At 69.8% G+C, this 22,076-nt stretch carries 19 protein-coding genes; 10 read left to right on the top strand and 9 right to left on the bottom strand.

What is annotated here, in order from left to right; translation table 11 throughout:
• Window positions 1-68 precede the first annotated feature (68 nt).
• The 6 genes from ACFWYM_RS01625 (at window position 69) to ACFWYM_RS01600 (ending at window position 6,574) form a co-directional block, all read left to right on the top strand.
• On the top strand, window positions 69-1,085 hold the full coding sequence (locus ACFWYM_RS01625) for a sugar ABC transporter substrate-binding protein (protein ID WP_384828728.1): 1,017 nt from the start codon (window positions 69-71) through the stop codon (window positions 1,083-1,085).
• On the top strand, window positions 1,082-2,149 hold the full coding sequence (locus ACFWYM_RS01620) for an ABC transporter permease (RefSeq protein WP_384828726.1): 1,068 nt from the start codon (window positions 1,082-1,084) through the stop codon (window positions 2,147-2,149). Before ACFWYM_RS01625 ends, ACFWYM_RS01620 begins: the two co-directional genes overlap by 4 nt.
• On the top strand, window positions 2,146-3,090 hold the full coding sequence (locus ACFWYM_RS01615) for an ATP-binding cassette domain-containing protein (protein WP_384828724.1): 945 nt from the start codon (window positions 2,146-2,148) through the stop codon (window positions 3,088-3,090). Before ACFWYM_RS01620 ends, ACFWYM_RS01615 begins: the two co-directional genes overlap by 4 nt.
• Before the next feature lie 317 nt (window positions 3,091-3,407).
• The gene (locus ACFWYM_RS01610) at window positions 3,408-4,562 is read left to right on the top strand and encodes an ROK family glucokinase (protein ID WP_384828722.1); all 1,155 of its coding nucleotides are present in this window, start codon (window positions 3,408-3,410) and stop codon (window positions 4,560-4,562) included.
• Window positions 4,563-4,564: 2 nt separating this feature from the next.
• Entirely contained in the window at window positions 4,565-5,149 is a 585-nt protein-coding gene (locus ACFWYM_RS01605; RefSeq protein WP_384828720.1) for a sugar kinase, read from the top strand.
• 192 nt (window positions 5,150-5,341) lie between these two features.
• Window positions 5,342-6,574: a sulfite oxidase gene (locus ACFWYM_RS01600; protein WP_384828718.1), complete on the top strand. Its 1,233-nt coding sequence runs from the start codon at window positions 5,342-5,344 to the stop codon at window positions 6,572-6,574.
• A gap of 68 nt (window positions 6,575-6,642) precedes the next feature.
• On the opposite strand, the gene ACFWYM_RS01595 is transcribed toward ACFWYM_RS01600, so the two are convergent.
• From ACFWYM_RS01595 to ACFWYM_RS01565, 7 genes are all read right to left on the bottom strand, one after another.
• A complete protein-coding gene (locus tag ACFWYM_RS01595; protein ID WP_384828716.1) occupies window positions 6,643-7,608 on the bottom strand; it encodes an ornithine cyclodeaminase family protein in 966 nt (321 codons plus the stop codon).
• 176 nt (window positions 7,609-7,784) lie between these two features.
• Window positions 7,785-9,014, bottom strand: a complete 1,230-nt coding sequence (locus ACFWYM_RS01590; protein ID WP_384828714.1) for an NUDIX domain-containing protein — start codon at window positions 9,012-9,014, stop codon at window positions 7,785-7,787.
• Between the two features lie 14 nt (window positions 9,015-9,028).
• Entirely contained in the window at window positions 9,029-9,388 is a 360-nt protein-coding gene (locus tag ACFWYM_RS01585) for an NUDIX hydrolase (protein WP_384828712.1), read from the bottom strand.
• A gap of 182 nt (window positions 9,389-9,570) precedes the next feature.
• A complete protein-coding gene (locus ACFWYM_RS01580) occupies window positions 9,571-10,719 on the bottom strand; it encodes a hypothetical protein (RefSeq protein WP_384828711.1) in 1,149 nt (382 codons plus the stop codon).
• On the bottom strand, window positions 10,716-12,311 hold the full coding sequence (locus tag ACFWYM_RS01575; RefSeq protein ID WP_384828709.1) for a hypothetical protein: 1,596 nt from the start codon (window positions 12,309-12,311) through the stop codon (window positions 10,716-10,718). Before ACFWYM_RS01575 ends, ACFWYM_RS01580 begins: the two co-directional genes overlap by 4 nt.
• Before the next feature lie 499 nt (window positions 12,312-12,810).
• The gene (locus ACFWYM_RS01570; protein ID WP_384828707.1) at window positions 12,811-13,152 is read right to left on the bottom strand and encodes an Lsr2 family protein; all 342 of its coding nucleotides are present in this window, start codon (window positions 13,150-13,152) and stop codon (window positions 12,811-12,813) included.
• Window positions 13,153-13,473: 321 nt separating this feature from the next.
• The gene (locus ACFWYM_RS01565; RefSeq protein ID WP_384828705.1) at window positions 13,474-14,418 is read right to left on the bottom strand and encodes a beta-ketoacyl-ACP synthase III; all 945 of its coding nucleotides are present in this window, start codon (window positions 14,416-14,418) and stop codon (window positions 13,474-13,476) included.
• 108 nt (window positions 14,419-14,526) lie between these two features.
• On the opposite strand from ACFWYM_RS01565, the gene ACFWYM_RS01560 reads away from it, so the two are divergent.
• Together ACFWYM_RS01560 and ACFWYM_RS01555 are read left to right on the top strand one after the other, a co-directional pair.
• Entirely contained in the window at window positions 14,527-15,138 is a 612-nt protein-coding gene (locus ACFWYM_RS01560) for a TetR/AcrR family transcriptional regulator (protein WP_384828703.1), read from the top strand.
• Window positions 15,139-15,319: 181 nt separating this feature from the next.
• On the top strand, window positions 15,320-16,765 hold the full coding sequence (locus ACFWYM_RS01555) for a glutamate decarboxylase (RefSeq protein ID WP_384828701.1): 1,446 nt from the start codon (window positions 15,320-15,322) through the stop codon (window positions 16,763-16,765).
• On the opposite strand, the gene ACFWYM_RS01550 is transcribed toward ACFWYM_RS01555, so the two are convergent.
• A complete protein-coding gene (locus ACFWYM_RS01550) occupies window positions 16,740-18,914 on the bottom strand; it encodes a DNA methyltransferase (RefSeq protein ID WP_384828699.1) in 2,175 nt (724 codons plus the stop codon). The genes ACFWYM_RS01555 and ACFWYM_RS01550 overlap by 26 nt on opposite strands.
• A complete protein-coding gene (locus tag ACFWYM_RS01545; RefSeq protein WP_384828697.1) occupies window positions 18,911-19,699 on the bottom strand; it encodes a hypothetical protein in 789 nt (262 codons plus the stop codon). Before ACFWYM_RS01545 ends, ACFWYM_RS01550 begins: the two co-directional genes overlap by 4 nt.
• A gap of 229 nt (window positions 19,700-19,928) precedes the next feature.
• Here ACFWYM_RS01545 and ACFWYM_RS01540 point away from each other — a divergent pair, with 229 nt between their 5' ends.
• Window positions 19,929-20,369: a PRC-barrel domain containing protein gene (locus tag ACFWYM_RS01540; RefSeq protein ID WP_384828695.1), complete on the top strand. Its 441-nt coding sequence runs from the start codon at window positions 19,929-19,931 to the stop codon at window positions 20,367-20,369.
• A 220-nt stretch (window positions 20,370-20,589) separates the two neighbouring features.
• Window positions 20,590-22,047, top strand: coding sequence for a catalase (locus ACFWYM_RS01535; RefSeq protein WP_384828693.1), 1,458 nt, complete (start codon window positions 20,590-20,592; stop codon window positions 22,045-22,047).
• Window positions 22,048-22,076: the final 29 nt, after the last annotated feature.

Raw genomic sequence — 22,076 nt, 5'->3', positions numbered from 1 at the left:
CTTGGGCGGCCGGTGCCGTAGATCCGCGCCGGCCGCACCGAGGAGCAGAGCAAGAAGGGCACGGCGTCGTGGCAAGGGTTCAGACAGGGGTACGCGCGCTGGGCGCCGTGCTGGCAGCGGTGCTCGGGGTGACCTCGCTGGCGGGGTGCAGCAGCACCGGGGGCAAGCGCGCGGAGGACGCGCGCAAGGCGGGGCTCGCCAACGGCCGGGCCGCCGTCGACACGCCCCGCTGGAAGGTCGCGATGGTCACCCACGCGGGCAAGGGCGACAGCTTCTGGGACATCGTCCGCAACGGCGCCCAGCAGGCCGCCGACAAGGACAACATCCAGTTCCTGTACACCAATGACGACCAGGCCCAGCAGCAGGCCCAGCTGGTGGACTCGTACATCGACAAGGACGTCGACGGGATCATCGTCAGCCTGGCCAAGCCCGCCGCGATGAAGGACGCCCTGGCCCGCGCCAAGAAGAAGGGCATCCCGGTCATCACGGTGAACTCCGGCTCCGAGGAGTCCAAGGACTTCGGCGCCCTCACCCACATCGGCCAGGACGAGACGATCGCGGGCGAGGCCGTCGGCGAGGAGCTCAACAAGCGCGGCAAGAAGAAGGCCATCTGCGTCCTGCACGAGCAGGGCAACGTCGGGCACGAGCAGCGCTGCGCGGGCGCCAAGAAGACCTTCGACGGGAAGATGGAGAACCTCTACGTGACCGGCACCAACATGCCGGACGTACAGGCGTCCATCGAGTCCAAGCTGCAGGCCGACTCGTCCGTCGACGCGGTCGTCACGCTCGGCGCGCCCTTCGCCGACACCGCGGTCAAGGCCAAGGAGGGCGCGGGCAGTGACGCCGAGATCGACACCTTCGACCTGAACGAGAAGGTCGCGGCGGGCCTCAAGTCCGACGCCCTCGGCTTCGCCGTCGACCAGCAGCCCTACCTCCAGGGGTACGAGGCCGTGGACCTGATGTGGCTGTACAAGTACAACGCCGACGTCCTCGGTGGCGGCAAGCCGGTCCTCACCGGCCCGCAGATCATCACCAAGGACCAGGCGGCCGAGCTGGAGGACTACGCGAAGCGAGGGACGCGATGACGGCACCGGCACCGGCTCCCGTATCGAAGTCGAAGCAGCCCGAGGCCGGCGACGAGCGGCTGATCAGGCGTTCGCCGCTGAAGAAGGTGCTGGGCCGTCCCGAGCTCGGCTCGGTCGTCGGCGCGGTCGCGGTGTTCCTGTTCTTCTCCGTCGTCGCCGACAGCTTCCTGGAGGCACCGAGCCTCGCCACGGTCCTGTACGCGGCGTCGACGCTCGGCATCATGGCGGTGCCGGTCGCGCTGCTGATGATCGGCGGTGAGTTCGACCTGTCGGCGGGCGTCCTGGTCACCTCGTCCGCGCTGATCTCGTCGATGTTCAGCTACCAGATGACCGCCAACGTCTGGGTGGGCGTCGGCGTCTCGCTCCTGGTCACCCTGGGGATCGGCGTCTTCAACGGCGTCATGCTGACCCGCACCGACATGCCGAGCTTCATCGTCACGCTCGGCACGTTCCTGATGCTGACGGGCATGAACCTCGGCTTCACGAAGCTGATCCAGGACGGCGTCCAGACCAAGTCGATCTCCGACATGGAGGGCTTCTCCTCCGCGAAGTCCTTCTTCGCCTCGACGCTCACCATCGGCGGCGTCGACTACAAGATCACCATCGTGTGGTGGCTCGCCCTCGTCGCGGTCGCCACCTGGATCCTGCTGCGCACCCGCGTCGGCAACTGGATCTTCGCGGTCGGCGGCAACGAGGACGCGGCCCGTGCCATCGGCGTCCCGGTCAACAAGACCAAGATCGGCCTCTACATGGGCGTCGGTCTCGGCGCCTGGATCTCGGGCCAGCACCTCCTCTTCTCGTACGACACCGTGCAGTCCGGCGAGGGCGTCGGCAACGAGCTGATCTACATCGTCGCGGCCGTCATCGGCGGCTGTCTGATCACCGGCGGCTATGGCTCGGCGGTCGGTGCGGCCGTCGGCGCCCTGATCTTCGGCATGGTCAGCAAGGGCATCGTGTTCGCCGAGTGGGACTCGGACTGGTTCAAGTTCTTCCTCGGCGTGATGCTGCTCCTGGCCACCCTGCTCAACCACTGGGTCCGCAAGCGCGCGGAGGCGACGAAATGACGACCGACGACAAGAAGGCCGACGGCGCCGAGTCCACGGAGCCCACAGAGCCCGCGCAGCCGGACCAGCCGGACCAGCCGGAGGAGGCGGACCAGCCGGACCAGCCGGAGGAGGCGGACCGCACCCCCCTCGTCGAGCTCGACGACGTCAGTAAGTACTACGGCAACATCCGTGCCCTGGAAGGCGTCTCCCTCCAGGTCCACGCGGGCGAGATCTCCTGCGTCCTGGGCGACAACGGAGCGGGCAAGTCGACCCTCATCAAGATCATCGCGGGTCTGCACCAGCACGACTCCGGCACCTTCCGGATCGAGGGCGAGAAGACCCGCCTCGCCAACCCGCGCGACGCCCTGGACCGCGGCATCGCCACGGTCTACCAGGACCTGGCCGTCGTCCCGCTGATGCCGGTCTGGCGCAACTTCTTCCTCGGCTCCGAGCCGACGAAGGGCGCGGGCCCGTTCAAGCGCATGGACATCGACTTCATGCGCCGCACGACCCACGCCGAGCTGCTGCGCATGGGCATCGACCTGCGCGACGTGGACCAGCCGATCGGCACGCTCTCCGGCGGTGAGCGCCAGTGCGTGGCGATCGCGCGCGCCGTCTACTTCGGCGCCAAGGTCCTCGTGCTCGACGAGCCGACCGCGGCGCTCGGCGTCAAGCAGTCCGGCGTCGTCCTCAAGTACGTGGCGGCGGCGCGGGACGCGGGCCTCGGCGTCGTGCTGATCACCCACAACCCGCACCACGCCTATCTGGTCGGTGACCGCTTCGTGCTGCTCAAGCGCGGCACGATGTTCGGCAGCCACACGCGCGACGAGATCACCCTGGACGAGCTCACCCGTCAGATGGCGGGCGGCAGCGAACTGGACGACCTCCGTCACGAGCTGGAGCGGGCGCCGGAGCCCACGCATGTGGGCGGGCACGCGGCGGACGGGACCGAGAAGTAGCCGACGGCCCCGAGGAACCGCGGTGGTCGCGGCTTCTCGGGGCCCCTCCAGCTGCGGGACCAGTCGGGGACGTGCACCACGGTCCGGTCACTGGCGGCCGGCCTCCTCGTAAAGGGAAGACGTCCCTGCTGTGGCCGCCTGCGGCCTCCTGCAGCCTCGTGCGGCCTCGTGCGGCCTCGTGAAACAGCCTTCACCTGCGGGACCCCCGTTGCCCAGTACGCACAAAAGGGGGGGGGTATGCGGGGCCCGGCCCCGCGCGGGGCGCTCGCCGGTCCCCGTTGTGCGCGCCCCCGCGCGGGTGAGGCAGAATCGCCGCAATGAGCACCTACCGCGATCTGGCCCACCGCGGCTCCGCACGTGCCACCGTCCTGCGGACCGTGGGCACGCGCGAACGCCGCTCCCATCTGACGGCGCCACGCGTGCCCACCGTCGGCATCGACATCGGCGGTACGAAGGTGATGGCGGGCGTCGTCGACGCCGACGGGCACATCCTGGAGACCCTCCGCACGGAGACCCCGGACAAGTCGAAGAGCCCCAAGGTCGTCGAGGACACCATCGTCGAGCTGGTCCTCGACCTCTCTGACCGGCACGACGTGCACGCGGTCGGCATCGGCGCGGCCGGCTGGGTGGACGCGGAGCGCAACCGCGTGCTCTTCGCCCCGCACCTGTCGTGGCGCAACGAGCCGCTCCGCGACCGCATCTCCGGCCGCCTCGCCGTCCCCGTCATGGTGGACAACGACGCGAACACGGCCGCCTGGGCCGAGTGGCGCTTCGGCGCGGGCCGTGGCGAGGACCACCTGGTCATGATCACGCTCGGTACCGGGATCGGCGGCGCGATCCTCGAGGACGGCCAGGTCAAGCGCGGGAAATTCGGGGTGGCCGGGGAATTCGGCCATATGCAGGTGGTCCCGGGCGGCCACCGCTGCCCGTGCGGCAACCGCGGCTGCTGGGAGCAGTACAGCTCGGGCAACGCCCTGGTCCGCGAGGCGCGCGAGCTCGCCGCGGCGGACTCCCCGGTCGCGTACAACATCATCGAGCGCGTGCAGGGCAACGTCCCCGACATCACGGGCCCGCTCATCACCGAGCTGGCCCGCGAGGGCGACGCGATGTGTGTGGAGCTGCTCCAGGACATCGGCCAGTGGCTGGGCGTCGGCATCGCGAACCTCGCGGCGGCCCTGGACCCTTCCTGCTTCGTGATCGGCGGGGGCGTGTCGGCGGCCGACGACCTCCTCATCGGCCCGGCCCGGGACGCCTTCCGCCGCCACCTCACCGGCCGCGGCTACCGCCCCGAGGCGCGCATCGCCCGCGCCCAGCTCGGCCCGGAAGCGGGTATGGTCGGCGCCGCCGACCTGGCCCGACTCGTCGCCCGTCGCTTCCGCCGCGCCAACCGCCGGCGCGTGGAGCGCTACGAACGCTACGAGCGGTACGCCGAAGCACTCCGCGCCAACCGCACCACTCAGGGAACCCAGTAACCATGACCGTGCCCCGCCAGCCCTCGTCGCCGGACTCCCCGGGCGAAGGCCAGCGCCCCCCTGAGGACCGCCGCCACATGATCCGCCGCCGGTGGATCACGGCGACGATCATCGTCCTGCTGATCGGCGTCCCCGCCGGCTACCTGGTGATCTCCGCGAACCAGTCCCGCGACAGCGGCCGCGACAAGGAGGCCAAGTACTCCGCCACGGGCCTCACCGCGGGCTGGCCCTCCAGGGTCCAGCGCCGCCTGTACGACGTGTGGATCCCGCCGTGGTCGGCCGAGGTCGCCTACTACGAGACGAACAACTGGCGCACCAGCCGCCTGTACGTGCAGTTCCTCACGAGCAACGAGGGCCTGGACAAGTTCCTCAAGGAGACCGGCACCAGCGAGGACAAGCTGAAGAAGGACGACTTCACCATCAGCAAGCGCGACCAGAAGGTCGTCGGCTGGGACTTCTCGGGCCCCGGCCCCTGGTACGGCACCACGCACGAACAGAAGGACCCCGTCCCCACCCTGGACATCGTGGTGAACCGCTCCAACCCGCAGCACCCGATGGTGTACATCGTGTCGACGACGACTCCGTGAACGACGGCTCCGTGAACGCGCCATGTCCGGTGTGAACGCCGTATTGCAGTACGGGAGTTGACCTGGGCCGGGGCGCTGTGGCGTTCCTAGACTCGCGGCGTGCCGAGAACAGACGTACAGCAGCATCAGCAGCAGGATCAGACTCAGGATCAGGATCAGTCCGACGCGCCTGGCGGCTCCTCCCGAAGGGACGTGCTGCGGCTGGCCGCGGCGGCGGGCGCGGTGGCGGGGGCGGCGGTGACGCTGCCCACGGCGCTGGGCGCGGCTCCGGCTGCCGCAGCAGGAGCAGCAGCCCCAGCCGCCGCAGCAGGAGTAGCAGAAGCAGCAGGAGCAGCAGGACCGGGCATCATCAAGCCGCTCCCCTCGGACCGCTTCACGGTCCGGGGAACGAACGCCGAGACGAAGTTCGAGTCCCTGGCGGGCACGGGCCGCCTGACCCCGGTCTCGCACTTCTTCGTCCGCAACCACACCACGACTCCCGTCCTGGACGCCGAGACGTGGCGGCTCACGGTGTGGGGCGACGGACTGACGTCCGGCCCGAGGGAGTTCACCCTCGCCGACCTCAAGCGGCTCCCGTCGGTGACGCGTGCGGCCGTCGTGGAGTGCGCGGGCAACGCGCGCAGCTTCTTCGCGACGCAGCAGGGCGAGGAGGTGGCGGGAACGGCGTGGACCCTCGGCGCGATCGGCGCGGCCCGCTGGCGCGGCGCACGTCTGGCCGACGTCCTGCGCCTGGCCGGCGTGTCCAGGCGGGCGGTGGACCTCCTCCCGCGCGGCCTGGACGCCGACTACGTCACCGCGGACGGCGCCAACCTCGGCCGGGTCCGCCGCCCGCTCCCGCTGGCCAAGGCCATGGACGACGTGATCGTGGCGTACGAGATGAACGGCGCCCCGCTGCCGCCGGACCACGGCCACCCGGTCCGCCTGATCGTCCCATCCTGGATCGGCATAGCGTCGATCAAGTGGCTGGGCGACATAGAGGTGTCCACGGCGCCCCTGTCCTCCCCCTGGAACACGGATTTCTACCGCCTCTTCGGCGACGCCTACCCGGCGGAGGGGAGCGCCCCGCTCACCCGCCAGACCCTCAAGTCGGCCTTCGAACTCCCCTGGAACGCGGAGCTGCGGGCGGGCACGACACACCGCCTCACGGGCCGCTCCTGGTCGGGCGCGGCCCCCATCGCCCGAGTGGACGTGAGCACGGACTCCGGTGCGACGTGGCGCCGGGCCCGCCTCCACGACACGCCGCGCTCCGCCAACTGGACGCGCTGGTCGGCGAGTTGGCGCCCAGGGGCGGGGGCTTCGGGTCCCACCCGCCTGCTGGCCCGCGCGACGGACGCCAGGGGGCGCAGGCAGCCGCTCACGACGGTGCACAACACGCAGGGGTATCTGTTCGACGCGGTGGTGCGGCATGAGGTGCGGGTGGTGTGAGGGGAGGCGGTTGCTCGGCGGCGCGGTTGCTCAGCCGCTCTCTGCCGCTCTCTGTCGCTCTCAGCTGCTCAGGCGGCCCACCCCTCGTAGGCAGCCGCCGCCACGGCGAGGTCTTCCCAGGCCATCCCCGCGGACTTGAACAACCGCGGCCGCCCGTGCGGGACTTCGACCTCACCACGCACCAGAGCGTCCAACGTCTTCACGTGCGCGGCGTCAAAGGCCCCCGCACCCACGGCCAGCACGATGTCACCGCACTCCCGCATCGCGACGGCATGCGACTCCGCGACCACCAACGCCCGCCCCACCAGGTGTTCATCCACTTCACGGGCGTCCGGTTCGTGGGAGCCGACCGCGGCGACGGTGGCGTGGTCGGGCAGCAGGGAACTGTCGAAGAGGGGTGCGCGGGCCGTGGTGCAGCAGCAGACCACGTCGGCGTGGGCGACGTCCGCCGGGGACGCGGGGGAGGCCGCCAGGCCCGCGGCCCGGCACCGCTCGACGAAGGCGTCCACGCGGGCGGTGTTCCGCCCGACCACGTCCACGCGCTCCACGCTCGGCCGCACGGCCCGTACGGCCTCGACATGCCCCCACGCCTGCGGCCCCGTGCCGAAGACGAGGAGGCGGCGGGCGTCGGGGACGGCGAGGTGTCCGATCGCCGCGCCGGACACGGCAGGGGTGCGCAGCGAGGTCAGGGCGATGGCGTCGAGCAGGGCGAGGGGCGTGTGGGTCACGCCGTCGAGGAGGACGTACAGGCCCTGGATGCGGGGGAGTTGGCGCCCGGGGTTGCCTGGGGTGACGCTGGCGACCTTCACGCCCGTGTACGAGGCGGTGGACGACGGCATCAGCAGGAGCTGCCCACCGGGCACGTCGACGACACCGCGCGCGGGCTCCGCCTCCGGATCGAGGCCGCCCTTGAGGACGGCTTCCACCGCTTCGATCGCCGAGGACATGGGGGCGAGACGGGTCAGCGTCTCGGCGTCGAGATAGGGGACAGGGGCGGGAGTGGGGGCGGTGGGCTGCTGCTGGTTCATGTTCATGCGGCTTGCCTCTTCGTGGCGGTTGTGGTCAGAAACCCGATCCTGGTACATGCGCAGGCAGGTTGCGGCTGACGCGGACACGGCAAGCTGGTCACGCACGACGGGCGGAAGGCAGCCGCGGTCGAGCTGGGCCCGGCCGTAGTGGGCCCAGCTGTCCTCATTGGTGGACGAGTCGCTCAACTCCCCCTCTCTTCCTGCGAGATCGGCTGCGTGACCTGGTACCGGTGCACGCCCGGCAAGTCCGGCAGCACCCCCGGCCACACCGTGTCGAGCACATGCGCGCTCGGTGTGAACAGGGACTGGCCGAGGAGGGGAAGGTCGCGCACCTCGTGCCACTCCCAGCGCCGGATCAAGTCCGGCTCCCTGACCCGGGGTTCGCCGGAGAAGGCGGTGACGTGCACGGCGGCGGTCACCCGGGGAATGCCGTGGACGGAGTCCATGAGGATGCCGAGCACCCGCGCGTCCTCGGCCCCGGCCCGCAGACCGGTCTCTTCCTCCAGCTCCCTGACCGCCGTCACCGCGAACGCCTCGTCCGCATCGTTCTTCCCGCCGGGCAGCTCCCACACGTCACGGGCGACCGACCAGCCCAGCAGCACCCGCCCCGCCGCGTCCGTGACGACGACGCCAGCCCCGGTGAGCGCGTGCGGGGTGGGCCGTCCCTTGCTGGAGTAGGTGACCGCCGCGGGCGAGGGGCCGCGCAGCAGCAGGAGCGCGAGGCCGTCGGCGTCGTGCCGCTCCACCGTCTCCCAGCCGGTGGCCAGCGCGGTGATCTCCGCCTCGTCGAGCGCGATGTCCCGCCGGTGCTCGGGCACGGAGTCGGCGACCGGAGTGAGGACGCAGACGGTGCCGCCCGGCTTCAGCAGCTCGCGCAGGCGGTGCATGAGGCGGACGCGGTCATGGAGGAAGGCGTACGAGAGCCGGAAGGTGATCAGGTCGTACGAGGTGTGGGGGAGGACCGCGAGGTCGTCGCGCTCGATGTCGTGGTGCAGGAAGCGAAGGGCGCCGCGGGCGGCGTCGGCGTCACCCGCGGCGATCTCGGTGTCGGTGTCGGTGTCGGTGTCGCTCTCGGTCGCGGAGCCGTCGCCCGCACTGGCCTTCGCCGTACCGGCCCCCGCTGCACTCGCCCCCGCCCTACCGGCCCCCGCCGCGGCGGCCTCGATCGCCGACTCCGCGTAGTCCACCGCATCGACCGCATACCCCAAGTCCCGGAGGAAGACGGCCAGTTCGCCGAGCCCGCAGCCGACGTCGAGAGCGGTAGCCGCACCGCTGCCGTCCGGGTGCCGGGCCGGGTGCCCGTCCGGGCGCACCGTCCGGGCCAGCAGGGCGCGTTCGGACGCGACGAGCGGGCGGAAGCCCTTGCCGCTGCTGTAGTGCTCGTGCCACTCGTGCTGCTGTGTGTATCCCAACGGGACGGTTCCTTTCACGACACGCCCTCCTCGTCGCAGGAGGGCCAGTTCAGCGCCAGATACGAGGGTCCCTCGGTGATCCGGTCCTCGCCGAGGGGGTCGTTGTAGTGCACGAGACCGCGGAACTCCTGGTGGGACGCGTCGACGTGGACGCCGGTCTCCTCGCGGGCCTCCCTTCGGGCCGCCTGGTCCAGGGGCTCTCCTGGTTCCAAGTGGCCGCCCACGAGGGTGAGTTGCAGCGGGGCGACGGGGGATGTGGCGGTCCTGCGGACGCACAGGGCGAAGCCGTTCGGGCGGAGCAGGACCTGGACCACGTCCGCGATCAGCCGGTACCGGCAGGGGGCGTGGGGTGGAGGCCGGGACTCGTCGCTCACGCGAAGACCCCTCTCATGAGCCGCTCGGCCCTGCCGTGCCCCGCTCGAAGTCGACGAGCGCGCACCGCCGCCCGTCCCGCAGGAAGGCTGCTCCTGGGGGTGCGTGAGGGGGACAAGTGTGGGTCTGGGGCACTCGACTGGGGAATTGCGGCCGCCTCGTTCTCCTCGGTCTCCCCGGCCCCTCAGTCGCCCCAACGCCCCCGCTGAGCCGACTCCACCACATGCCGCTTCAGCAGCCCGTCGAAACCGGCCGCCCGGATCCGGCGCACCAGCTCCACGGGGGACGCCCCGAGCGTGGCCGCGGTGTTCTCCAAGTTCCAGTCGTGCCGCGACAGTTGGGAGAGCAGGTGGCCGCGGCGGATCTGGTTCTCGCCGAGGCGGATCGTCTTCAGGTACGCGACCCGGCCCTTGAGATCGGTGATCGCCTCGCCGATGTGCTGCTCGCGCTGCCGCTCGAAGGGCGGCAGGAACCGCACGAGCCGGTACCCGCCCATGCGCCGCAGCTGACGGAACTCGTACGCCTCGTCGAGCAGTCCGTTCGCCATCTGCGTGTCATGCGCCTCGGCCCAGGCGTGCTCCTGCCCGCGGGCGGCCGCGCGCAGGTCCGCGAGCGACCGGATCCGCCCTTCATCGGTGATCCTCGCGGTGAACTCGGGCACCGGCTGCCCGTAGTACGCGTGCTGGTACACCAGCTCCCCGTACATGTCCTGCAGCAGCGAGGCGTGCAGGGCGCGGTAGTCGTCGGGGTGCGGCACCACGAACGCGGCGGCGAGCGCGTCGGCGGCGTACACCATGACGCCGCACTGCCCCGGGTGGATCTCGAAGATCCGCAGGGCGTCGTCGAGGCCCTCGACGGCCGCGCCCGCGTACGCCATCTCGGCGCGCGGCGACAGACCCCGGCGCAGCGCCCGCTGCGACCACTCGTCCCACAGGACGGAGGGGCCGCCGAAGTGGAGGGCGAGGTAGCCGTCCATGGCCAGGTGGAGCGGGAGGAAGCGGAGGCGCTGGGCGCCGGCGCGCTGGACCAGGCGGCGCAGCGGGACGGCGTGCACGGGCTCGTCGTCGGGGGTGTCGTAGTCCCGGCACAGCTGGGTGCCGTACGCCGCCTGCCACCGGCCGTCGCGCGCCCAGTCGGCCACGAAGCCGTGCGGGACGTACGAGGTGTAGACGGTCCCGCGGCCCGCCTCCACGGCGAGGAGCGCGTCCTCGAACAGCTCGCGGCGCAGCCGCAGATCGGTGATCGGCTCCTCGCGGACCAGCGGCACCAGGCGGATGCCGCCCCACACCTGGGCGGGGCGGGTGGCGAGTCCGGTGAGGTCGAGCCGGTTCATGACGTGGTCTTCTCTGCGGAGGAGGTGCTGACGGTCCGTGCGTCGGCGCTCTGCGTGCTGTTGGTCTCTGTGTCGGTGGTCTGGGCGTGGTCGGCGCCGGTGAAGGCGGCCACGCGGTCGTCCATGTAGGCCCGCAGCTCCGCGAACCCCGTCCGCCCCTCCGCGAACTGCGCGAGCTCCACGAGCGCGGGCAGGTCCTCCGCGTCCCGGACCCCGGCCGTGGGCACGCTCGGGGCGAGACGGCGCACGTCGAAGTCGGCAGCGTCGTATACGGGGTTGAGGTGGACGACGCTGGTACGGCGGTCGGGGTCGAGCCGCGTGCGCCACACCCTCAGCACTTCACCGGCCAGGCCGGGCGGCGCGTTGTCCCAGCCGTCCGAGACGATCACCAGGCGGTCGGGGGAGTGGTCGAGGGCGTCCAGGACGCGCATGCCGAGCGGGGTCGGCCCGTACGGGTAGGCGAGCAGCGGGTCGGTGCGGCCCGAGGCCCACAACGGCACGTATTCCGTTGCCAGTTCATCCCGCTCATCCCGTTCGGCCAGTTCGGCGAGCAGGAAGTGGCAGGCGAGGGCGACGGCCAGCGGGCGGCGGCGCTTCTGCCCGGAGCCCGAGGCCGAGAAGCTGTCGTCGAGGACCGCCGCGACCCGCCCCCATGTCCCGGCGTACGGCCCGGCGACGCGGCGTGCGGCAGCCCGCAGAGCGTCCGTGAGCTCCCCGCGTCGCGCGGCCCGAGTGTCCAGGTCCAGCGACAGGACGTACGAGGCGAGCCGGGTCAGCGGCATGGCGCCCAGGTCCACGGCCACCTCGGCCTTGTGGGCCTGCGCCGAACCCTGCAGCCGCAGCCGCTCAAGGCGGGTCATCCGCGGCGCGATCCGCTCCAGGAACACCTTGCGCGGGATGCCGTGCCTGGTGGCGAACCCTTCGGCGACCGTGAACGGCAGCTGGTAGAGGGCGCCCTGCTCGTAGTGGGCGCGGCGGAAGGTGTCGAGGAGCGGGTGGTCGTAGCGGACGCGGGCGTGCGGCGCGAAGAGGAAGTCGCCGAGTTCGGCGGGGTGCCCGCTGTCGGCGGAGCCCGTATCACCGCTGCCCTTGCTGTCTCCGTCGCGGTCGCGGTCGAAGGGCAGATGCACATGCCGGGCCACGGCCTTGAATCCGCTCCGGTACTTCACGGCGTCGAAGCCCGCATCGGGCCGTGCCGCGATCCAGTCGCGCATGATCGCGCGGGTGCGTCGGTTGTTGACGCCCGCCCGGCGCACCGCGCCGAAGAGCCGGTACACGCGCTGCGGCGGCAGAGCGGCGAGCCGGGCGGCGATGAGCCGCCCCTCGGCGGGACGCTGCCCGGCGCCGACCTCGCTCGCGGTGACCAGGAGCCGCTCGACGATCCGGGCGGCGTTGTGGTCGTTGATGTCGAGGGCGAGGGTCGCGGCGTACAGCTCGCGGTAGTTGACGCGCACGTACTCGTGCAGGAAGTCCAGGGACATGTGCTGCTCGGCCGCGTCCGAGCGGAACTCGCGCTGGCCGCTCGAGGTGATGGCCGCGTTCACGAACTGCAGCACGTCCTCGGCGGCGATCAGGTCGGCGTGCGTCTCCATGGTGTCCCCGTCGGTGAGTGGGCGCCGGCCGGGGAATGGGGGCACGAACTGCGAATGCATTGCTGTACAGGCAAGAGTCGGAAGTCGCACCGAAGTCCCGCGGCCGGCCCCTCGAACGTAACACTCGGGCAGGAGCGACCCATCATGGTTTTCCCCGGCGGGGAGGGAGACGTTCCCCGAGTGCGAATGCGAGCACAGCGGCAATCGCAAACACCGAGAACGATCAACAGCAAGCAGACCGGCCCTGAGCGCCCCGACCTTGAGGCGCCCCCTCCCGCGAGGCGGCGAAGCGGCGCGGCGGCGAGGCGATGAAGCAGCGAGGGAGAGAACAGCGTCCTCTTCTTCGCTTTTCGAACATACGGCAGCATGGCCAGGACGTGAAGAAAGCAATCTCTCAGAAAGAAAGGCGGACGCACCAGCCCGTGCAGACGGTCCGAGTCACGGCAGCACGATGCCCCCTCACCAGATGGAGAGGGGGCATCAGAACGGCGCTCGTCTACTAGGACTTGGCCTTCTCGTAAGCCTCACGGATCGACGCGGGGACTCGGCCGCGGTCATTGACCTCGAAGCCGTTGTCCTTCGCCCAGGCGCGGATCGCCGCAGTGTCGGAGCTGTTACTGCCCGTCGCGGACTGGCGCTTCGCCCCCTGGCCCTTCGTACGCCCGGTCTTACGGGCGGCCTTGATAAAGGGTCCGAACGCGCCGAGCATCTGCTCGTAGCTGTCCGGTCCGAGGTCGATCTCGTAGGCCACGCCGTCGACAGAAAACGTGTGCGTTGCGGCCTCTTCGGACTCCTCACCGGTGAGGTCGTCGATGTAGAGGGTAACGATTTTTTGCGCCACGGTGCTTCCCTGTGTTTGCTGCGGCTGAGGGGAAGTCCCATCTAACCACGGAGTGGGAATTCATACCATCGCCCCGGCAGAACAGCCTTAACCGGCACAGGTGTTGCGTTTCTTCAGGCCCACCGCATTTACCAGGCAGGCCAATCCACGCAGCCCCGGTCGAACCAGTCCGTGAACGACATGGGGCGCCCCTTCAGCGGGCTTCGTGGTCCGGGAAGGGCAGGGAACGTGCCGCGCAGTCGATCGTCATGCGAGTTCGAGTGGGCAATGCGCTGAACTCTGCTCCTTCTGCCCGGATTTGCTCCAGTGCCTGGCGGGGAATCAGGGGCAGGTGATGACCTGGCCCGCCCAGGACAGGCCGCCGCCGAAGGCGAGGAGCAGTACCGGGGCGCCTGCGGGGACCGTGCGGCGTTCGGTCAGTTTGGACAGGGCCAGCGGGACCGACGCGGCGGATGTGTTGCCGGAGTCGACGACGTCGGTGGCGACGACCGTGTCGGCAGGGAGGTCCAGCGCGCGGGTGATGGCCTCGATGATCCGCAGATTGGCCTGGTGGGTGACGACGCCCGCGAGGTCGGTGAGGGCGATTCCGGCCCGGTCGCAGGCGTCGCGCGCTATGGCGGGCAGCGCGGTGGTGGCCCAGCGGAAGACGGTCTGGCCGTCCTGCGCGAAGTGCGGGTGCCAGTCGTCGAGCAGGCGCACGGCGCTGCCCCGAGTGGGGTCCGAACCCCAGGCCACCGGGCCGATGCCCGCCGTCTCATGGGCGCTGACGACGGCCGCGCCCGCACCGTCGCCGAGGAGGACGCAGGTGCTGCGGTCGGTGTAGTCGGTGACGTCGGACATCTTCTCGGCGCCGATGACGAGGGCGTGCCGGGCGGCCCCGGCCCGTACGGCGTGGTCGGCGCCCGCGAGCGCGGTGGTGAACCCGGCGCAGCCGTTGTTGAGGTCGTAGGCGACGGCGGCCGGGATGCCGAGGCGGCCCGCGACCTGGGCGGCGGTGGAGGGGCAGCGGTCGATGGCGGTGCAGGTCGCGACCGTGACCATGCCGATGTCGGACGGCCGGAGGCCGGAGGCGGAGAGGGCCTTGCCCGCGGCGGCGGCCGCCATGTCGGTCACCGACTCGTCGGGGGCGGCGATGCGGCGGGTGGCGATCCCGGTCCTGCGGCGGATCCACTCGTCGCTGGTGTCGACCATGCCGGCCAGGTCGTCATTGGTGAGGACGCGGGTGGGCTGGTAGTGGCCCAGGGCGGCGATGCGGGATCCGGACATGAGGCACTCCTGAGAGAGGCGAAGCGAAGGGTCTGGCTTGCGACGCCCGGAATATAGCAACCGATCGGTCGGAAGTTAAATGGGGGGCCGTTGGCTACGATGGGCGACATGAGTCCCCGCAAGTCCGTCGCAGAGGCCCGCAGGACGCGGGAGCGCATCGTGGACCGCGCCATCTCGCTCGCCTCGGTCGACGGACTCGAGGGCCTGACCATCGGGCGGCTCGCCACCGACCTCGGCATGAGCAAGGCCGGGATCCTCGGGCACTTCGGCACCAAGGAAGCCCTTCAACTCGCCGCCCTCGAGGGGGCGTCCGCGATCTTCTCCAGGGTGGTGTGGGAGGGCGCGCAGCATGAACGGCCCGGTCTGCTGCGGCTGCGCGCGGTCTGCGAGGCATGGTTCTCGTATCTGGAGGCGGAGCGCGAAGTCTTCCCCGGTGGCTGCCTGTTCACGACGGCGGCCGTCGAGTTCGACGCCCGGCACGGGGTGCTGCGGGACGCGGTGGCGCGCCTCGTCAGGCTCTGGCGGCGGCGCCTGACGGGCGAGGTGCGCACCGCTGTCGCGGCGGGGGAGCTGCCTGCGGGGACCGAGCCGGAGCAGATCGCGTACGAGATCGTCGGCGTCTATCTGGCCCTGAACCAGGAGATCCAGCTTCTGGGCGCCCCCGACGTGGCCGCGGTGCGCACGCGCCGGGCCCTTGACCGGCTGCTCGCGAACCCCTGAGGTGCGTGCGGTGGGTGCATGAGGTCATACGGACTTCATGATCAGGATTCGCTTCCGGAAAATTCATCTCATCGTTGAGCAAATCGGTCACTAGATCGGGGCAATTCTCAGCGATGCCCGACCCCTGGCCTCTCTAGCGTCTGGTTGTACGCGAGTGCGTGACCGAACCAGAAAGGTCCCCATGTCCCTCCCGGATACCGACGTCCGCCCGGACGCCGAGTTCGACTCCCTGATCGCCGGCCCTCTGCCTACCGCTTCTCCCACCCCTTCCGTCTCTCCCGCCCGACCGCCCCTGCCCGAGCCGCAGTCCGAGGCCGAACTCCTGGTCGTCGAGCGGACCCCCACCGAGCTCCCGGCCACCGAGATGTCGCCCGACGACGCCTGCCGCAGGGTGCGCGACGAGCTGATGCTGGACGGCAACGCACGCCTGAACCTCGCCACGTTCGTCACCACGTGGATGGAGCCGCAGGCCCGGCAGCTCATGCAGGAGACGGCCGAGAAGAACCTCGCGGACCGGGCCGAGTACCCGCGGATCACGGCCATGGAAGAGCGGTGCGTACGGATGCTGGGGCGGCTCTGGCACGCCCCGCGCCCCGAGCTCGTGCGGGGCTGCTCCACCACCGGGTCCAGCGAGGCGGCCATGCTCGGCGGGCTCGCCCTCAAGCGCCGCTGGCAGGCGCGCCGCCGCGCGGCGGGCAAGGACACGGCCCGGCCGAACATCGTGATGGGCGCGAACGTCCAGGTCTGCTGGAAGAAGTTCGCCAACTACTTCGAGGTCGAGCCCCGTTGCGTCCCGATGGAGCCCGGCCGCCACCACCTGACCGCCGACGGCCTCACCGCCTACTGCGACGACAACACCATCGGCGTCGTCGCCGTGCTCGGGTCGACGTTCGACGGCTCCTACGAGCCGGTCGCCGAGATCTGCGCGGTCCTCGACGGGCACCAGTCCGCCACCGGAACGGACATCCCCGTCCACGTGGACGGGGCCTCGGGCGCCCTGGTCGCGCCGTTCCTCGACCCGGACCTGCGCTGGGACTTCCAGCTCCCGCGCGTCGCGTCCATCAACACCTCGGGGCACAAGTACGGCCATGTCTTCCCCGGTATCGGCTGGGCCCTGTGGCGCGACGGCGCCGCGCTCCCGGACGACCTCGTCCTCAACGTCGACTATCTGGGCGGCAGTTCGCCCACCTTCTCGCTCAACTTCTCCCGGCCCGGGTCGCACGTCGTCGCGCAGTACTACAGCTTTCTGCGGTACGGCTTCGCGGGCCTGCGGCGCCTCGCGGCCGAGAGCCGCCGCACCGCCCGCTCCCTCGCCCTGGAGATCGAACGCCTCGGCCCGTACGAGCTGATCACCGACGGCTCCGAACTCCCCGCCCTGGCGTTCCGACTCGCCCCCGCCGGCCCCGCCGCTCCCGGCGCCGGCGACTTCACGGTCTTCGACGTCTCGGACGCCATGCGCGCCCGGGGCTGGCAGCTCCCCGCCTACGCCTTCCCCGCGAACTGCGAGCACATCGCCGTGCTGCGCCTGGTCCTGCGTACGGGCTTCACCCCGGACCTCGCCCGCCTCTTCATCAACGACCTGAGGCGCACCACGGAAGCCCTCATGGCGCGCGGCACAGCCTGGTGACGCTCGCTTCCGCGAGGGAATCCGCCAGCTCCGCGAGACCGGAAATACCCCCGTCCCCGTCCCCGTCCCCGTATCCGTCTCTGTCTCCGCTCCGGCCGAGCGTGTGCAGCGCCAGCACCTGCCCCCGGATCACGGACTTGACGTCGCCGACGCCCACCTGAACACCGGCGTCCCGCAGTTCGCCGAGGAGCCGCTCGCCCCGCAGGGCCGCGGCTTCCGGTGAGCTGTCGCCGGAGGGGACTTCGGCCCGCTTCCTGCACACGATGATGGAGTCCAGGTTCGACGGTTCCTTGCCGCCCTTCGTGACGCTGGTGCTCATCTCGCCCTTGATCGGCTGGATGGCCGTGACGGCGAGACCGGCGTCGGCGAGGGCCTCCACGATGCTCACCCAGCCGGAGAGCCGCGCCTGGTGATATGTGAAGGCCAGCAACCCGCCCGGTTTCAGGACCCGTTCGCATTCCTTCCAGACCCGCGAGATCGCGTCCCTGAACTGCGGCGGGTCGGCGCTCTGCACTTCCTCCGTGTTTCTGGTCGTCCCTTCGGCGGGGTAGCCGGGGAAGGGCTTCATGCCGGTGAGCCAGGCGTGGAAGAAGTCGGCGAGTTCCGAGTAGTGGACGTTGTCCATGTAGGGGGGGTCGGTGATGACGAGGTCGACGGATTCGGAAGGGATGTCCGTCCGGGATGAATCGCCGTTTCGGATGTAGACGTCGTGGCCTTTTGTGAGCCCGCTCTCGGGCCAGCCGTCCACGAGTTGCCCGTCGAACGGAACCGACAACCCCGTCGCTCTCTGCACGCGCCCGTCGACCAGCACTTGGTCGAAGGGGGTGCTCTTGTAGTCGTGGGCGCGGAGGACGCGGCTACGGAACAACGTGGAGAAGGAGCCGGACGAGGCGGGCGTTCCCCACGGGTGGGCTTCCAGCGGTGTGCGTTCGGGCTTCAGGATGTGATGGCTGAACATGTGCCGGACGGCTCCTGTTCCTTCGCCCTTGAAGGAACAGAACATGTTGTTGAATTCGAGGGTCCCGGAGAACAGGGCGACCAGCGCCTCCCGCTCGGCCTCGCCCACGTCCAGGTCACGGATCGCGGCGCCGAGGAGCCCCAGCGAGTAGAGCTGCCGGTCGTTGAAGAACTGGCGCCACTCGGTGAACCCCCACCGCATGGCCTGGCGCGTGTTCTCCCCGAGGTCGAGCCGGCCGGTCGGCAGCACCAGTTCCTGCTCGGCGGTGGCGAGGAGGTCCGCGCACTCCGCGTACAGGGCCCTGTCGAACGCGTCGACGGGCTCGTACCGCTTCTTGCCGTCGTTGCCCAGAACGAGTTTCGCGAACATCTCCCGCTCGGGAACTCTCCCCTTCAGGGCATCGAGCACCTTGGACGTATGGCCTCCGGGGCAGGTGACCTGACTGCGGCTGACGGCGCCTTCCTTGCCGAAGCGATGCCCATTGCGGCACGTCGCCGCATCGAAGTCATAGCGGCCGGTCTGTACATCCAGGCATTCAGGGCAGACCAGTTGGGCTTCGGGAACTCGCTTCGGGTAGGCGTGCTGCGAGTACACATGACTGGAAAAGAGGCGGATCCTGGCGTCGCATTGCGGGCAGTGTGCCGCCGTGACCCAGAAGTAGTAGAGGACCGTCTCTCCGCTTTCGGTGCGGTGGACGCGGTCGATCTCGTCCCGGCACCTGGTCTCGACGGCCTTGAAGGCGCCCCGCAATTCAGCGGGATCCCACCGCTGCACGGCCTGACGCTGAACGAGCGTCGCGACCGGATTGATGTCCGAACCGATCGCCGATGCGCCCATTTTCACCGCTTCGACAACGGTCGTGCCGGACCCCGCGAAGGGGTCGAAGACGACCACACCGGGAAGGGTGACGGCACTGCTGTAGGTACGCAGAGCATCGCCCTCCGCCTCGGTGACGGCGGCGGCGAGAATGCCGCGAAAGACACTGCCCAGGCGCTTGGCCCACCACTTGTGCGTACTGGTCGCGGGGCGGTGGACTTCCTTGCGCCACGACTCGTTCTCAGCAATCTTGCTGAGTTCCACCGCAGGGAAGGAGGACTCAAGTGCGGACGAGGCCGGAACGCGCGAGTGAGACTGGGACTCCGTATCGAAGAGGGCCAGGTCGTCGGCGCTCGGGTTATTCATCGATCTCATCCGGTTGAGTACTTGCGAGGGGTTCGCCTGGCGGGCTTCATGACAACTGCGCCAGCTGGATCTCCTGCTGCCCTGTACGCCACAAAGCTGCGTGCGGTCCCGGCTGTTGGATTCTCTACGAGTTCCGTGCGCAGCGTGTTGTCGTCGAAGTCGAAGGTGTATTTCGCCGCGATTCTATCAGCATCGGTCCGCACCAGACGGCCGACCGACTGCAGGGCGTCGAGCTCGTCGAGCTCCTCATTCTCGGGCGCGATCAGCGTGCAGTTTCCGACCAGACCGTCCGCCAGCGCATAGGGAGTTGGCGCGACGTACATCTTGCGGTCGCGCACCAATATGTCTCCGTAGGAGCCGAAGTCGCGAAAGCTGTCGTTCTTGTGCTCGTAGTCGTGGTGGGCATTCAAGAAATCGCCATGACAGACGACGAGATCGAGAACGGGGAATTCATCTCCCTCGGGCCTCTTGGGATATCTGCCGAAGACGTAGTAGATGGACCGTCCGTCGTGCACACCCGTCGCGAGCTGGCTGTTGCAGTCGAAATCGGCCTGTCGGCCCGGATCTTCGAGCCCCTTCACCTCGTAACCCTCGAGGTGATCGGTGACGACGTAGTCCGGATACTTGTTCCTCTTCGTCTCTTCCCAGCCGAAGCCCGTCTGGTCGAGACGATCGCCCACCCAGTCCTGAAAGTGGAACTCCTTGTCCCGCCTGCTTCTGCGGTGGATCAACTCCCCGCGCCGCATGGCCTCGAAGCAGGAGAGGAACAAGGAGGTCACGGTCACCGCTGTCACGATTCATCCCTTTTGCGGCCGGTGCTGCTGCTGTCGACTGGTGTGCCGGGAACACTAGCCGGGCCGATACGTCTCGACCTTGCGCCGGTCTCGACTCGGCGCCGGCTCTGGCCGACTCGGTCTGTTTAGGGGTCGGTTCTCCGGATAGTCGGGTGGGGCCGCCGGACAGGACGGACGGTGCAGCCCTGCACCGCCTGACCGGGAGCGGCTGATGGGCGGAGGTACCGCCATGAGCGAGAACATGTGGAACTACCCGGCCGGCGCCGGCCACACGCCGACCTGTGATCTGACGGGGTACAGGGTGGAGGCGACCGACGGGCACATCGGCAAGGTCGACAAGTATTCCAACGCTGTCGGTTCGCAGTACATCGTGGTGGACACGGGCATGTGGATCTTCGGCAAGGAGGTCCTGCTGCCTGCGGGCACCATCGTGAGCATCGATGTCGAGGCAGAGACGATCCACGTGGCGCGGACCAAGGCCGAGATCAAGGGCGCGCCGGAGTTCGACAAGGAAAAGCACCTCGGTGACCCCGGCTATCACGAGCAGCTCGGCTCGCATTACGGCACACCGGGTACGCCGGGCACACCGGGTACGCCGGGCGCACCGGGTACGCCGGGTACGCCGGGCACTCCTGGTGCTCCGGGCTCGCCCGGCCGTCCCATGATCTGACGGCCGGCCGTGTGAGGGCAGAGGGAGGGGCGGGGCCGGGCCGTGGCCACTGCGGCCCGGCCCCGTCGTATGCCCGCAGGCCGGTCGTGGCCCGCCCCCCGACAAATGGCCGCGTCGGGCAAGGAGCCGCAGGATGGACTAAGTGCCGGTTTATCCCGTATGCCCGTAAACCCGTACGTCCGTATGCGAGAAAACACCCATCGAAAGGTGTGCGCAGCCCATGAATGACATCACAGGTGAAGCGACCACCACGGACGCCGGAGTTCCGGTCGAAAGCGATGAGCACTCGCTCACGGTCGGTGCCGGCGGGCCGATCCTGCTGCAGGACTCCTATCTGATCGAGCAGATGGCGCAGTTCAACCGGGAACGGATTCCCGAACGGCAGCCGCACGCCAAAGGCAGCGGCGCTTTCGGTCACTTCGAGGTCACGGGCGACGTCCGTGCCTACACGAAGGCCGCGCTCTTCCAGCCGGGCACCCGGACCGAGCTGGTGACTCGGTTCTCCACCGTCGCCGGGGAGCGCGGCAGCCCGGACACCTGGCGTGACCCACGCGGTTTCGCGGTGAAGTTCTACACCGCCGAGGGCAATTACGACATGGTCGGGAACAACACCCCGGTCTTCTTCGTGAAGGACCCGATGAAGTTCCAGCACTTCATCCGGTCCCAGAAGCGCCGGGCGGACAACAACCTCCGCGATCACGACATGCAGTGGGACTTCTGGACCCTCTCGCCCGAATCCGCGCACCAGGTCACGTGGTTGATGGGGGACCGCGGCATTCCGCGTACCTGGCGCCACATGAATGGCTACACCTCGCACACCTACATGTGGATCAATGCCGAGGGCGAGCGGTTCTGGGTGAAGTACCACTTCAAGACCGACCAGGGCATCGAGTACTTCACCCAGCACGAGGGCGACCAGATGTGCGCGGCGGACACCGACTTCCACACCCGGGATCTCTTCGAGCACATCCGCGACGGCGACTTCCCCAGCTGGACGCTGTTCGCGCAGCTCATGCCGTACGGCGATGCCGCCACCTACCGCTTCAACCCGTTCGACCTGACCAAGGTGTGGCCGCACGCCGACTACCCGCTCGTCGAGGTCGGCAGGATGACCCTGGACCGCAACCCGACGGACCACCACGCCGAGATCGAGCAGGCGGCGTTCCAGCCGAACAACCTGGTTCCTGGCATCGGTCCGAGCCCCGACCGGATGCTGCTGGCGCGGCTGTTCTCCTACGCCGACGCGCACCGCCACCGCATCGGCGGCAACTACCAGCAGCTGCCGGTCAACGCCCCCGTCGCGCCCGTGCGCACCTACTCCAAAGACGGCGCCATGGCCTACCGCAAGACCAAGGACCCGGTGTACGCGCCGAACTCCAAGGGCGGCCCGGCGGCCGACACGGATCGCCACGGCACCCCGCCCAGTTGGTACGCCGACGGCGACATCACCCGCACCGCCTACGTCGAGCACGCCGAGGACGACGACTGGGGGCAGCCGGGCACCCTGGTGCGTGAGGTCCTCGACGACGCCGCCCGCGACCGTCTCGTGGACAACGTCGTCGGGCACCTGCTCGACGGGGTGAGCGAACCGGTGCTGGTGAGGGCCTTCGCGTACTGGTCGAACATCGACAAGACCATCGGTGAGCGCATCGAGCGGGGGGTGCGGGCCAAGGCGTGATCCCTGCTCGGCAAGGGGGCGTCGGGGTT

The organism is Streptomyces sp. NPDC059009 (assembly GCF_042740175.1).
Classification (GTDB): domain Bacteria; phylum Actinomycetota; class Actinomycetes; order Streptomycetales; family Streptomycetaceae; genus Streptomyces.
This window is presented reverse-complemented; position numbering and strand designations above follow the sequence as displayed.

Bases quoted from the DNA above. Each gene is read 5' to 3' on its own strand.
- ACFWYM_RS01620 (WP_384828726.1), top strand. From the start codon at position 1,082: ATGACGGCACCGGCACCGGCTCCCGTATCGAAGTCGAAGCAGCCCGAG.
- ACFWYM_RS01615 (WP_384828724.1), top strand. From the start codon at position 2,146: ATGACGACCGACGACAAGAAGGCCGACGGCGCCGAGTCCACGGAGCCC.
- ACFWYM_RS01610 (WP_384828722.1), top strand. From the start codon at position 3,408: ATGAGCACCTACCGCGATCTGGCCCACCGCGGCTCCGCACGTGCCACC.
- ACFWYM_RS01605 (WP_384828720.1), top strand. From the start codon at position 4,565: ATGACCGTGCCCCGCCAGCCCTCGTCGCCGGACTCCCCGGGCGAAGGC.
- ACFWYM_RS01595 (WP_384828716.1), bottom strand. From the start codon at position 7,608: ATGAACATGAACCAGCAGCAGCCCACCGCCCCCACTCCCGCCCCTGTC.
- ACFWYM_RS01580 (WP_384828711.1), bottom strand. From the start codon at position 10,719: ATGAACCGGCTCGACCTCACCGGACTCGCCACCCGCCCCGCCCAGGTG.
- ACFWYM_RS01575 (WP_384828709.1), bottom strand. From the start codon at position 12,311: ATGGAGACGCACGCCGACCTGATCGCCGCCGAGGACGTGCTGCAGTTC.
- ACFWYM_RS01565 (WP_384828705.1), bottom strand. From the start codon at position 14,418: ATGTCCGGATCCCGCATCGCCGCCCTGGGCCACTACCAGCCCACCCGC.
- ACFWYM_RS01560 (WP_384828703.1), top strand. From the start codon at position 14,527: ATGAGTCCCCGCAAGTCCGTCGCAGAGGCCCGCAGGACGCGGGAGCGC.
- ACFWYM_RS01555 (WP_384828701.1), top strand. From the start codon at position 15,320: ATGTCCCTCCCGGATACCGACGTCCGCCCGGACGCCGAGTTCGACTCC.
- ACFWYM_RS01550 (WP_384828699.1), bottom strand. From the start codon at position 18,914: ATGAGATCGATGAATAACCCGAGCGCCGACGACCTGGCCCTCTTCGAT.
- ACFWYM_RS01540 (WP_384828695.1), top strand. From the start codon at position 19,929: ATGAGCGAGAACATGTGGAACTACCCGGCCGGCGCCGGCCACACGCCG.
- ACFWYM_RS01535 (WP_384828693.1), top strand. From the start codon at position 20,590: ATGAATGACATCACAGGTGAAGCGACCACCACGGACGCCGGAGTTCCG.